The following is a 12,478-nucleotide window of genomic DNA, read 5'->3' on the forward strand; positions in this document are numbered from 1 at the left end:
CAGCTCGCTCTAGAATGACCGGCAGTATAGCGGCCCGCTCGTTCGGGAGCGCCGGGGGGACCCTTGACGGTCCACGCTGGCGCCCCCTTGCCAGGGCCTTGAACCTCTCCATCCGTTCCCCAATGCCCAAGTTCCACTCCCTGCTTCACAGTTGCTGCATCGTCCTGGCCGCGCTCACCTCGACCGCCCTGCACGCCGCCGCCCTGGAGGACGCCCAGGCGCTCTGGGCCTCCGGCAAGCGGGACCAGGCCATCCAGGCGGCCGAGAACGCCCTCAAGACCACACCGGACGACCCGCGCCTGCGCTTCACCCTCGGCACCATGCTGATGGAACAGCGCCAGCTCGAACGTGCACGCGTGATCTTCACCAGCCTGATCGAGGACTACCCCGACCTGGCCGACCCGTACAACAACCTGGCCGTGATCCATGCGGCGCGTGGTGAATATGAAGCGGCTCGCCAGTCGCTGACCCGCGCGCTGGAACTGCAGCCCGACCATGCCCAGGCGCAGGAGAATCTGGGTGATGTCCTGATGCGCCTGGCGCAGCAGGCCTACGAGCGTGCGCTCAAGCAGCCGTTGGGGGACGACTCGGCGCTGCGGCTCAAGCTGCAGCGGGTGTCTGACCTGAACAACGGCAAGCGTCCCGCATCCTGAGACGCCCGCCCCCCTTCACGGACAGTTCCTCCGCCGCAGCGCCCTTACCGGGTCGCTGCGGCAATCTCTCAACCACTTCCTGCACCCACACACCCCATGAGGACGACCAAACTGCTGATGGCGCTGGGCGCCGCCGCGCTGAGTCTTGCCGCGTCGCTGGCCCAGGCGCAAGTGGTGAAGCTCAGCACCACGCTGGGCGACATCCGGATCCAGCTCGAGCCTGAAAAGGCTCCGAAGACGGTAGCCAATTTCATCGGTTATGTGAAGGCAGGCCATTACAACGGCGTGATCTTCCACCGCGTGATCGACGGCTTCATGGTGCAAACCGGCGGCTACACGGCCAAGCTGGAGCAGCGCCCCACCAAGCCGCCGATTCCGCTGGAGGCCGGCAATGGCCTCTTGAACAATCGAGGCACGGTGGCCATGGCACGCATGAACGAGCCGAACACGGCCACCTCGCAATTTTTCATCAACGTGGTGGACAACCCGGGCCTGGATCCTGGTTTCTCACCGGACGGCCGCGGCTACGCGGTCTTCGGGCATGTGATCGAGGGCATGGAGGTGGTGGACAAGATCCGCGCCACGCCCACGACGGCGCGCAACGCCATATTCCAGAACCTGCCCACCACTCCCATCTTCATCAACAAAGCCACCGTGGAGAACAAGCCATGAGCAAGAAAGTCGAACTGCAAACCAACCACGGCGTGATTACCGTGGAACTGGATGACGTCAAGGCCCCGGCCACCGTCGCCAACTTCATCGCCTATGTGAACAAGGGTCACTACGACGGCACCATCTTCCACCGCGTCATCAAGGGCTTCATGGCCCAGGGCGGCGGTTTCGAAGCCGGCATGAAGCAAAAGCCCACGGACGCGCCGATCCAGAACGAAGCCAACAACGGCCTGAAGAACGACAAGTACACCCTGGCCATGGCGCGCACCAATGCGCCGCACTCCGCCAGCGCGCAGTTCTTCATCAACACCGTCGACAACGAGTTCCTGAACTTCAAGAGCGAAAGCCCGTCGGGCTGGGGCTACGCGGTGTTCGGCAAGGTCGTGGGCGGTACGGACGTGGTGGACAAGATCGAGAAGGTCAAGACCAGCCGCTCCGGCTTCCATGATGACGTGCCGGTGGATGCGGTCGTCATCGAGAAGGCTGTCGTTCTCGAGTGAACCCGGCGTCCTTCCCGCTGCCCGGTCCGTTGGCGACCTTGCGCGCCGAGCCGGGCTGGCGGCGGGTGGACGTCCTGTCTGACCTGCACCTGTCCCCGGCGCTGCCGCGCACCCTGGAGCGCCTGCGCGAGCATCTCGCGGCCACCCCGGCGGACGCGGTGTTTCTTCTGGGCGACATCTTCGAAGCCTGGATTGGTGACGACGTGCGCTGGGTGCCGGACAGCTTTGAACAGCAGTGCATGGCGATGCTGCGGGATGCAGCACGCCGCACGACGCTCTTCTTCATGCATGGCAACCGGGATTTCATGTTGGGGCCGGCCATGGCGCAGGACGCCGGCATGCGCCTGGTGGACGACCCGCTTCGGCTGGACGCCTTTGGCCGCAGCTGGCTGCTGAGCCATGGGGACCTGCTCTGTCTGGGGGACGTCGGTTACCAGCGTGTGCGCGCCGTGGTGCGCCGGCCCACGGTCAAGGCCGTGCTGCTGGCGCTGCCGCTGTCTGCCCGTCGTGCCTTGGCGCGCCATCTGCGCGGCCGCAGCATGGCGCACCAGCAAGACCCGGCCCTGTGGGCGGACGTCGACGACCAAGCGAGCCGGGACTGGCTGCGCGCGGCAGGTTGCGACACCTTGATCCACGGCCACACCCATCGCCCGGCCGAACATGCGCTGGGCACGGGAATGCGTCGTGTGGTGCTCTCCGACTGGGACTTCGACCGTGCGCAGCGCGGTGATGTGCTTGTGCTGGACGCCACGGGCATCCGCCGCGATGCGCCGATGCGGACCGAAGGCATGTTCAGCCGCTAGGGCTGCGGATGATCCGCCACCTGATCCAACGTTGGCGCCAGCACCGTGAGCAGCGGCTGCTGTCGCAATTTGCCATTCCTGATGTGCTGTGGGCGCTGACGCTGGCGCGTTATCCCTTTTTGGCGCGGCGCCATGCGGCGGACCTGGCGGAACTGCGGCGGCTGTGCTCCTTCTTCCTGGCCACCAAGGAGTTTCATGGCGTCAACGGTTTCGAGGTCACGGACGAAGTGGCGGTCGCTGTTGCCGCGCAGGCGTGCCTGCCCATTCTGAAAATCGGGCTTGACTGGTATGACGGCTTCGTGGGCATCGTCATGCATGAGGGTGAAGTCATTGCCCCGCGAGAAACCATGGATGACGACGGCGTGGTTCATGCCTATGACGAAACGCTGGCGGGCGAGGCCATGGAAGGCGGGCCCTTGATGCTGGCCTGGAGCGAAGTCGCACCTGAAGCGCTTGACCGTGTGGAGGGTTTTGATTCCGTCTACAACGTCGTCATCCATGAATTTGCGCATGTCATCGATATGCGCGATGGACTTGCCAACGGCACCCCTACGCTTGACACAGCCCAAGCCAGAGACCAATGGGCGGCCACGATGGAATCCGAGTGGCAGTGGTTTTGCGCGCAAGTGGATGCCGGAGCCAACACCGTCATCGACCCTTATGGTGCTGAAGCGCCGGAAGAGTTTTTTGCCGTCGCCGTGGAAGCCTTTTTTGTGGCCCCGAACGAACTGCGACACGAACAGCCACGGCTATATCGCCTGCTTGCTGAATTCTTCAGGCAAGACCCGGCCCTTGATGCGTGCGGTGAACTGCGGCCACAAAATCACTGAGGCCGAAGGACTGCAAGGCTCACAAAATAGCAGCTGCATAGGCACGGATGTGGCCTGTCGGATTGGAGGGGCGGCCCCCTCCTTGCCCAAAAGCCGGAAAAAACAAAGGCCCGCCGAAGCGAGCCTTTGCGTTCAACAAAACCCAGACAGGCCAGATCAGTCGGCCGTCGCCGGCTCCGCCTTCGGCTTGTTGTTGTCCTTCTTGGTCGGCGTGATGTCCAACTGAACCTCGCCCTTGTCGTCCACATCCACGCTCAGACGACCGCCATCGACCAGCTTGCCGAACAACAGCTCGTCCGCCAGCGCACGACGGATCGTGTCCTGGATCAGGCGTTGCATCGGCCGTGCACCCATCTGCGGGTCGAAACCCTTGGCGGCGAGATGCTTGCGCAGCGCATCGCTGAAGGTGACTTCCACCTTCTTCTCCTGCAACTGGCTTTCCAGCTGCAGCAGGAACTTGTCCACCACCCGCAGGATGATGTCTTCGTCCAGCGCGCGGAAGTGCACGATGGCATCCAGGCGGTTGCGGAACTCAGGGGTGAACAGGCGCTTGATGTCGCCCATCTCGTCGCCCTGCTCCCGCTTCGTCGTGAAGCCGATGGTGGCTTTCTGCATGGCTTCGGCGCCCGCATTCGTGGTCATGATGATGATCACGTTGCGGAAGTCGGCCTTGCGTCCGTTGTTGTCGGTCAGGGTGCCGTGGTCCATCACCTGCAGCAGCACATTGAAGACATCCGGATGTGCCTTCTCGATTTCATCGAGCAGCAGCACCGAATGCGGCTTCTTCGTCACGGCCTCGGTCAGCAGACCACCCTGATCAAAGCCCACGTACCCCGGTGGCGCGCCAATCAGCCGGCTCACGGCATGGCGTTCCATGTACTCGGACATGTCAAAGCGGATCAGCTCGATGCCCAGGATGTAGGCCAGTTGCTTGGCCACTTCGGTCTTGCCCACACCGGTAGGCCCGGTGAACAGGAAGGAGCCGATGGGCTTGTCCGGCTTGCCCAAGCCCGAGCGTGCCATCTTGATCGCGGCGGCCAGCGCATCAATCGCCGGCTCCTGACCAAACACCACGCTCTTCAGATCCCGGTCCAGACTCTTGAGCTTGCCACGGTCATCGGACGAGACCGAGGCCGGCGGAATCCTGGCGATCTTGGCCACGATGTCCTCCACCTCAGCCCGGGTGATCGTCTTCTTCTGACGGCTCTTGGGCAAGACCCGCTGAGCCGCGCCAGCTTCGTCGATCACATCGATCGCCTTGTCCGGCAGATGACGGTCATTGATGTACTTGGCCGAGAGTTCCGCCGCCGCCTGCAGTGCACCCAGCGCGTACTTCACGCTGTGGTGTTCCTCGAAGCGCGACTTCAGACCCTTCAGGATCTCCACCGTCTGCTCCACCGACGGCTCCACCACGTCGATCTTCTGGAAGCGACGCGACAGCGCCGCGTCCTTCTCGAAGATGCCGCGATATTCGCTGAAGGTGGTGGCACCGATGCACTTCAATTGTCCGGACGACAGCGCTGGCTTGAGCAGGTTGCTGGCGTCCAGCGTGCCGCCCGAGGCCGCACCGGCACCGATCAGCGTGTGGATCTCGTCGATGAACAGCACCGCACCGGGCTGGTCCTTCAGCTGCTTGATCACCGCCTTCAGGCGTTGCTCGAAGTCGCCGCGGTACTTGGTACCGGCCAGCAGCGCGCCCATGTCCAGCGAGTAAACCACCGCCTCGGCCAGCACGTCCGGCACCTGGCCCTCAGTGATGCGCCAGGCCAGGCCTTCCGCGATGGCGGTCTTGCCGACACCCGCCTCACCCACCAACAGCGGGTTGTTCTTGCGGCGGCGGCACAGCACCTGCACCACCCGCTCGACTTCCGGCTCGCGGCCGATCAACGGGTCGATCTTGCCGTCCCGCGCCAGCTGGTTCAGGTTCTGGGTGAACTGCTCCAGCGGCGAGCCCTTGCTGCCGCCAGCCTGGGCGTCGCCCTCTTCACGCTCGGATTCGGCACCGGTGCCTTCCGGGCCCTTGGGGGGCTCCGGCGGCTCGCTCTTCTTGATGCCGTGGGCGATGTAGTTGACGACGTCCAGCCGGGTCACGCCCTGCTGGTGCAGGTAGTAGACCGCGTGGGAGTCTTTCTCGCCGAAGATGGCCACCAGCACATTGGCGCCAGTGACTTCCTTCTTGCCGTTGCCCGTGGACTGCACATGCATGATGGCGCGCTGGATCACGCGTTGGAAACCCAGCGTGGGCTGAGTGTCCACCTCATCGGTGCCGCCCACGGTGGGCGTGTTTTCCTTGATGAACTGGGCCAGCGACTTGCGCAGGTCCTCGATGTTGGCTGCGCAGGCGCGCAACACTTCAGCTGCAGACGGGTTGTCCAGCAGCGCCATCAGCAGGTGCTCCACGGTAATGAACTCGTGGCGCTGCTGGCGTGCTTCAACAAACGCCATGTGCAGGCTGACTTCAAGCTCTTGCGCAATCATGCGGCCTCCATAGTGCACTGCAGGGGATGGCCGGCTCGCCGGGCGGCGGCCAGTACCATTTCGACCTTGGTGGCCGCGACATCCTTGGTGAAAACACCGCAGACACCACGGCCTTCGTGATGGATCTTCAACATGATCTGGGTGGCCGTATCCAGATCGTGGCGGAAGTATTCCTGCAAGACCATCACAACGAACTCCATCGGCGTGAAGTCATCATTGAGCAGCAACACCTGAAACAGGCGCGGCGGCTCCGTCTTTTGGGCAACACGCTCCAGCGTCGTAGACGCGCCGCCGTCATCGCCCTGACCGGGCGGTGTACCCGGCGGACCCGCTGGCGTGGAGTTGTGGGAAAACAATGGCATGAGCCGATTCTATAAACAGCGGGACTTCCCTACATGCGGACGGGTTCCCCGGTTTCAAGCAATCGAGAAATTGATCAGCGTCGGGTCCGGTTTCAGAGGAGCCGCAGGATGATCAAGACCTCCGGAATAGCCCTAGTTTGGCATCTTCGGCGGCTGTGACCCCGGGGAGTTCCTGAATTGACACTGACTTGACGCGGATTTGAGAATGCGCTTGGGTGCGAAAAGACACCGGGACGGAGAGAAAAACATGGCTACAGGCACGGTAAAGTGGTTCAACGATGCCAAAGGGTTTGGCTTTATTGAGCCGGAACAAGGCGGGGGCGACGTTTTCGCGCACTTCTCGGCCATTCAGATGGAAGGGTTCCGAACGCTCAAGCAGGGCGGGAAGGTGACCTACGAGCTGGTGAACGGCCCCAAGGGCGAGATGGCCCAGAACATCCGCCCGCTGGAAAGCGACGAGGTGGATGTGGGTCTGCTGGCAGAAGCCGCCCTGGCGAGCCAGCCGGCTGCAACGGCCTGACGCTGGTCGAGCCCCCTGGACGCGGCGCTGTAGGGTCTACAGCGCGGCTCGGCGGGCCCCTCACCTGCCCTCCCTGACGGGCTGGTGCAGCTGAACAACAAAAAACCCCGGCTGCGTCGCAGACCGGGGTTTTGTCGCTTTTTTGGGCGCCTCGCCGGCAGCCCGGCGCGGACGCCGGGCGCAGCGCAATTTACATGTTCTCGATCATCACTTGCCCGAAACCGGAGCACGACACTTGCGTGGCGCCGTCCAGCAGGCGGGCGAAGTCATAGGTGACCTTCTTCGACAGGATGGACTTCTCGATGGACGAGATGATCAGGTCCGCCGCTTCGGTCCAGCCCATGTGACGCAGCATCATTTCGGCCGACAGGATTTCGGAACCGGGGTTCACGTAGTCCTTGCCAGCGTACTTCGGTGCCGTGCCGTGAGTGGCTTCGAACATGGCGACGGAGTCGCTCAGGTTGGCGCCCGGGGCGATGCCGATGCCGCCGACTTGTGCAGCCAGCGCGTCGGAGATGTAGTCACCATTCAGGTTCAGCGTGGCCACCACCGAGTACTCGGCCGGGCGCAGCAGGATCTGCTGCAGGAACGCATCAGCGATGCTGTCCTTCACCACGATGTCCTTGCCGGTCTTCGGGTTCTTGAACTTGCACCACGGGCCGCCGTCGATCAGCTCAGCACCGAATTCCTTCTGGGCCAGGGCGTAAGCCCAGTCACGGAAGCCACCTTCGGTGTACTTCATGATGTTGCCCTTGTGCACGATGGTCACGCTGGGCTTGTCGTTGTCGATGGCGTACTGGATGGCCTTGCGCACCAGACGCTCGGTACCTTCACGCGAGACCGGCTTCACGCCGATACCCGACGTTTCCGGGAAACGGATCTTCTTGACGCCGAACTCTTCCTGCAGGAACTTGATCAGCTTCTTGGCCTTGTCGGATTCGGCTTCGAATTCGATACCGGCGTAGATGTCTTCCGAGTTCTCACGGAAGATGACCATGTCGGTCTTGTGCGGTTCCTTGACCGGGGAAGGCACGCCATTGAACCAGCGCACGGGGCGCAGGCAGACGTACAGGTCCAGTTCTTGGCGCAGGGCCACGTTCAGCGAGCGGATGCCACCACCGACGGGGGTGGTCAGCGGGCCCTTGATGGACACCACGTACTCCTTGAGCACGCCCAGGGTCTCTTCAGGCAGCCACACGTCCGGGCCGTACACCTTGGTGGACTTCTCACCGGCGTAGATTTCCATCCAGTGGATCTTCTTGGCGCCGCCGTAGGCCTTGGCCACGGCTGCGTCCACCACCTTGATCATCACGGGGGTGATGTCCAAACCGGTGCCGTCACCCTCGATGAACGGGATGATGGGGTTGTTGGGAACGTTGAGCGAGAAGTCGGCATTGACCGTAATCTTCTGCCCGCCCTCGGGCACCGTGATGTGCTGGTACATGGAGTCGTCTCCGCGAATCGCGTGGTGGTGGGTGATTAAACCGGAAGCGCCGATTCTATGACAGTGAGCGTCAGTGCGGCCCAATGTCACGGATGGCCCTAGCCGCAGTACGCGCGAATCTGAAGCCACAGCCCGTGGCCAAGCGCCCACAGCGCCGCCGCACTCAGTAACAACCCGGACAGCCGGGTGGCCCAGCGCAGGCCGGAGGCGCCCGTGACAAGACCCGCGCCAGGGCCCTCAACCCTTTCAGCGCTGTTCCTGGCCGCCAGCCGCCTCAGCAGCCAGGGCCCGGCCACCAGCCCCGGCGAGGACGCCAGCGCAAATGCCGCCATGACCAGGGCCCCCTGCCCCGGCCCGGTGGCCAGGGCCGCCACCAGAAGCGCCGATTGCAACAATCCGCAAGGCCACGCCACCCAGGCCAGGCCCGCAGCCGCCGCGCGCACGGGACGGCCCAGCGCTTGGCGGTGGCGCTGGAGCGTTGCGAGGGGAGTCGTCTGAGCCCCCCCGCCTGTCACTGCTGCCGTGCCCGGCGTGGCCATGGCGCCCGGGGCGCCGGGCCCCCATCGCCGCTGCATCCATGCCGGCTGTTCACCGCGCCACAGCAACCAGAGCCCCAGCGCCAACACCGCCAGATGCAGGGCCAGCCACACCGGCCGCAACCACGCCGCCGCCTGTTCCCACTGCCACAGCAGGCCGACACTGGAGGCCGCCACGGCGCCCGCCGCGGCATAACTCATCACGCGCCCCCCCTGGAAGGCCAGCGCGCGGGGCCGATGCCCGCCCGTGACCGCTGCACACGGCGCGGCACACATGGCCACGCAATGCGCGCTGCCGGCAGCCCCCATCAGGAGGGCGGAGCCGATCAGCGCAAGGTCCAGCATGGCGTCCTGCTCCGGATCAAAGAATGCGCGAGAAGCGCACAGGCGTTTCGGTGGCCTGGGCCGCACGGGGGCGACGGAAGTATTGGTCGAAGACCATGGCCACGGCGCGGACGAAGAACCAACCCAATGAGGTGAGCTCGATCGCGGTGTCGGTGAGCTGGACCAGCCCGTCCCGTTGCAGTTGGGCCAGGCGCTCCAGCTCGTCCGCATAGGCCGCGGCGAAGTTCAGGCCATGCCGCTGGCCAAAGGCCGCCATGTCCAGCCGGCCCTGGCACATCAGGGTCATGATGATGTCGCGGCGGCGCAGATCGTTGGCGTCCAGCGTCAGGCCACGCTCCACCGGCAGCGCCCCCGCTGCCAGCGCTTCTTCATATAGGGTCAGGTCCTTCGCGTTCTGCGAATAGTGGGCGCCAATGCGGGAGATGGCCGACACGCCCAGGGCGATCAGGTCCCGGTCCGGCTGGGTGCTGTAGCCCTGGAAGTTGCGCTGCAGGCGCCCTTCCCGCTTGGCGATGGCCAGCGAATCGTCCGGCAGGGCGAAGTGGTCCATGCCGATGTAGGTGTAGCCCTCGCGCAGCAAGCCGTTGAGTGCGTGGGACAACATCTGCAGCTTGTCGCCGGCCGCTGGCAGCGTGGCGCCATCGATACGGCGCTGTGGCTTGAAACGCTCCGGCAGGTGGGCGTAACCGTAGAGCGCAATGCGGTCCGGGCGCAGCGCGTTCACCTGCTGAATGGTGCGGGCAAACGAGGCCGCCGTCTGCTGGGGCAAGCCGTAGATGAGGTCCGCGTTGATGGACTGATAACCCAGTGCACGTGCCGAGGCCATCAGGGCCGCCACGCTCTCGTAGGACTGCTCTCGGTGCACCGCGCGCTGGACGTCCGGGTCGAAGTCCTGGATGCCGAGGCTCAGACGGTTGAAACCGAGTTGGCGCAGCGCCGCCAGGCGCGTGGCGTCCACCGTACGCGGATCCACCTCGATCGAGATTTCTGCATCGGCGGTGAGGTGGAACTGCGCACGCAGCATCGTCATCAACTGCCCGATTTCCTCATCGGAGAGAAAGGTGGGGGATCCCCCGCCCAGGTGCAATTGACTCGCCGGGGTGCCCTGCGGCACATGCGCCGCCAACAGACGGAGTTCGGCAGCCACCTTGTCGAGATACGGTGCACCCCGCTCATGGTGCTTGGTGATGACCTTGTTGCAGGCGCAGTAGTAGCAGACGGACTCGCAGAACGGGATGTGCACATACAGCGACACCGGTTCATCCCTGCGGTCCGACGTGAGACGTTCCTTCAGCGCCTGCACGAGCCCGTCCGCGTTGAACTGGTCCGAGAACCGGTCCGCCGTCGGGTAGGAGGTGTACCGCGGGCCCGCGACGTCAAAACGGCGCAGCAGGTCTTCGTCCACCAGGCTGTGGGTGCCGCGTGCGGTGTCCGTGCTGCAGCCACAAGCGTTGGAACAGGGTTGGGTGCAGCGGTGCGAACGGGCGCCAACGGGCTGGCCCGACAGACGCTGCCCGTCTTGGGCGCGTGCGCCCCCACTGACTGGCGTGGCGAGGGTGTCTGTCATGTCAATTCTCCTGCCCACCCGTGGCCGCATGGTTGCGGGCCTTCATGGCAGGTTGCAGTTGGGAGGGCGCTTGCGCCTGTGCCTGACCGTGAGGGGCAGGGTCTTCGGCGGAGGCCTGGGTCGCGTTTGTCTGCACGCCATGGCGCACCACCGGGTCGGCATGGTGCATGGCCAGCACCAGTGTCACGACACTGGCCACCACCACCACCGACGGGCCGCCCACCACCAGCCACATCATCGGATGTCGCCACCACGGGCCGGTGGGTGCCTGCATGCTGGCGTCGGCGAAGGAAGTTGCAGTGTTGGACATGGGAGGACTCCTTCAACGGGGAATGACAAAGGTCGATTTCTCGACCAGCACCGGGCCGGGCTGCCCATCGAGGGCCACCTGGCTGATGCGGAATTGCATGGGGTGGGCACCCGGACTGAGCTGCGCAGCCATTTCAGGGGGCACACGCAGCGCCACGGTCACCCAGCGGGCTTCTGCAGGCGCCAGCACATGCAGCGCGGGCGGGCTGCTGAAGGCCAGGGTGTCGATGCCGGAGACCGCCAGCTGCAGCCGCAGCGCGTTGCCGCTGGCGTTCATGAGCTGCAGCCGGTAGACGTTTTCGATGTAGCCGTCGTCGACCTGGCGGGCCAGTGCGGCGCGGTCGCGAACGATGTCGGCGCGGAACGGCAGGCGGGTGGCCAGGCTCCAGACCATGGCGGCGGACACCACCAGGAGGATGGCGGTGTAGACCAGCACCCGGGGCCGCAGCACACGCCGCCACTGCTGCGCAGCCGACCAGCCCTTGTCGATGCCGTTCTGCGTGGCGTAGCGGATGAGGCCGCGCTCGTAATGGAAGCTGTCCATCACGCCATTACAGGCGTCGATGCAGGCGGCACAGCCAATGCATTCGTATTGCAGGCCCTCACGGATGTCGATGCCGGTGGGGCAGACCTGCACACACTGCTTGCAGTCCACGCAACTGCCCAGCCCGGCCGACTGCAGCGCCGCAGGGCCCTGCTTCTTGGAGCGGGGGCCGCGCGGGTCACCCCGCGCGGTGTCATAGCTGATGACCAGCGTGTCCTTGTCGAACATCGCGCTCTGGAAGCGCGCATACGGACACATGTATTTGCAGACCTGCTCGCGCAGGAAGCCCGCATTGCCGTAGGTGGCCAGGGCATAGAAGAGGATCCAGAAGCTCTCCCAGGCTCCCAGCAGCCCGCCCACCGTGGCGCCGCCCAACTCGCGGATGGGCGTGAAGAACCCGACGAAGGTGAAGCCGGTCCAGAGTGACACCGCCAGCCACGCGGCGTGCTTGGCGGACTTGCGCAGCAGCTTTTCCGGGCCCCAGCGCGCGCGGTCCAGCTGGATGCGGGCGCCACGGTCGCCTTCGGTATGGCGCTCGATCCAGAGGAAGATTTCGGTGTAGACCGTCTGCGGGCAGGCAAAGCCGCACCACAGCCGCCCCGCCACCGCCGTAAACAGGAAAAGCGCATACGCTGAAATCAGCAGCAGCGCGGTGAGGTAGACCAGGTCCTGCGGATACAGGACCAGATCGAAGATGAAGAAACGGCGGGCCTCCAGATCGAAGAGGACCGCCTGGCGGCCGTTCCAGTTCCACCACGGCAGGCCGTAAAACAACGCCTGCGTGGCGAACACCAGCACCCAGCGCCACACGGCAAACCAGCCATGCACGGCGCGCGGATAGATCTTGGGCTGTGCCACATACAGTGACACCGTCTGGAGTGCTGGCTCCTGGAGCGGCTTGTCCATGATGGGCCG

Annotated in this window: 13 protein-coding genes; 6 read left to right on the plus strand and 7 right to left on the minus strand. The window is 64.7% G+C overall.

The window, feature by feature from the left end:
• Nucleotides 1-122: 122 nt before the first annotated feature.
• The 5 genes from BMY53_RS01485 (at nucleotide 123) to BMY53_RS01505 (ending at nucleotide 3,458) form a co-directional block, all read left to right on the plus strand.
• Nucleotides 123-653 carry a tetratricopeptide repeat protein gene (locus tag BMY53_RS01485; protein ID WP_177200665.1) on the plus strand — a complete coding sequence of 177 codons (531 nt, stop codon included), beginning with the start codon at nucleotides 123-125 and terminating at the stop codon, nucleotides 651-653.
• Between the two features lie 96 nt (nucleotides 654-749).
• Nucleotides 750-1,325: a peptidylprolyl isomerase gene (locus tag BMY53_RS01490; protein WP_092942900.1), complete on the plus strand. Its 576-nt coding sequence runs from the start codon at nucleotides 750-752 to the stop codon at nucleotides 1,323-1,325.
• Nucleotides 1,322-1,825: a peptidylprolyl isomerase gene (locus BMY53_RS01495; protein WP_092942903.1), complete on the plus strand. Its 504-nt coding sequence runs from the start codon at nucleotides 1,322-1,324 to the stop codon at nucleotides 1,823-1,825. The genes BMY53_RS01490 and BMY53_RS01495 overlap by 4 nt, the downstream gene beginning before the upstream one ends.
• On the plus strand, nucleotides 1,822-2,628 hold the full coding sequence (locus tag BMY53_RS01500) for a UDP-2,3-diacylglucosamine diphosphatase (RefSeq protein ID WP_255369979.1): 807 nt from the start codon (nucleotides 1,822-1,824) through the stop codon (nucleotides 2,626-2,628). Before BMY53_RS01495 ends, BMY53_RS01500 begins: the two co-directional genes overlap by 4 nt.
• 8 nt (nucleotides 2,629-2,636) lie before the next feature.
• The gene (locus tag BMY53_RS01505; protein WP_092942906.1) at nucleotides 2,637-3,458 is read left to right on the plus strand and encodes a M90 family metallopeptidase; all 822 of its coding nucleotides are present in this window, start codon (nucleotides 2,637-2,639) and stop codon (nucleotides 3,456-3,458) included.
• A gap of 156 nt (nucleotides 3,459-3,614) precedes the next feature.
• Here the strand turns inward: BMY53_RS01505 and clpA are convergent, their stop codons facing one another.
• Both clpA and clpS read right to left on the minus strand, forming a co-directional pair.
• Nucleotides 3,615-5,936: an ATP-dependent Clp protease ATP-binding subunit ClpA gene (clpA, locus tag BMY53_RS01510; protein WP_092942909.1), complete on the minus strand. Its 2,322-nt coding sequence runs from the start codon at nucleotides 5,934-5,936 to the stop codon at nucleotides 3,615-3,617.
• A complete protein-coding gene (gene clpS, locus BMY53_RS01515) occupies nucleotides 5,933-6,298 on the minus strand; it encodes an ATP-dependent Clp protease adapter ClpS (RefSeq protein WP_092942911.1) in 366 nt (121 codons plus the stop codon). Before clpS ends, clpA begins: the two co-directional genes overlap by 4 nt.
• 247 nt (nucleotides 6,299-6,545) lie before the next feature.
• Between clpS and BMY53_RS01520 the strand changes: the two genes are divergently transcribed.
• A complete protein-coding gene (locus tag BMY53_RS01520) occupies nucleotides 6,546-6,818 on the plus strand; it encodes a cold-shock protein (RefSeq protein WP_092942913.1) in 273 nt (90 codons plus the stop codon).
• A 190-nt stretch (nucleotides 6,819-7,008) separates the two neighbouring features.
• Here the strand turns inward: BMY53_RS01520 and icd are convergent, their stop codons facing one another.
• The 5 genes from icd to ccoG form a co-directional block, all read right to left on the minus strand.
• On the minus strand, nucleotides 7,009-8,262 hold the full coding sequence (gene icd, locus BMY53_RS01525; protein WP_092942915.1) for an NADP-dependent isocitrate dehydrogenase: 1,254 nt from the start codon (nucleotides 8,260-8,262) through the stop codon (nucleotides 7,009-7,011).
• Nucleotides 8,263-8,360: 98 nt separating this feature from the next.
• Nucleotides 8,361-9,143, minus strand: a complete 783-nt coding sequence (locus BMY53_RS01530) for a sulfite exporter TauE/SafE family protein (protein ID WP_310732090.1) — start codon at nucleotides 9,141-9,143, stop codon at nucleotides 8,361-8,363.
• A 16-nt stretch (nucleotides 9,144-9,159) separates the two neighbouring features.
• Nucleotides 9,160-10,710, minus strand: coding sequence for an oxygen-independent coproporphyrinogen III oxidase (gene hemN / locus BMY53_RS01535; protein WP_092942917.1), 1,551 nt, complete (start codon nucleotides 10,708-10,710; stop codon nucleotides 9,160-9,162).
• A gap of 1 nt (nucleotide 10,711) precedes the next feature.
• Nucleotides 10,712-11,020 carry a hypothetical protein gene (locus tag BMY53_RS01540; protein ID WP_092942919.1) on the minus strand — a complete coding sequence of 103 codons (309 nt, stop codon included), beginning with the start codon at nucleotides 11,018-11,020 and terminating at the stop codon, nucleotides 10,712-10,714.
• A gap of 12 nt (nucleotides 11,021-11,032) precedes the next feature.
• Nucleotides 11,033-12,469 (minus strand): cytochrome c oxidase accessory protein CcoG, encoded by a 1,437-nt coding sequence (ccoG, locus tag BMY53_RS01545; protein WP_092942921.1) that lies wholly within the window; start codon nucleotides 12,467-12,469, stop codon nucleotides 11,033-11,035.
• Between the last annotated feature and the right edge of the window lie 9 nt (nucleotides 12,470-12,478).

Source organism: Roseateles sp. YR242 (genome assembly GCF_900109745.1).
Taxonomy (GTDB): domain Bacteria; phylum Pseudomonadota; class Gammaproteobacteria; order Burkholderiales; family Burkholderiaceae_C; genus Roseateles.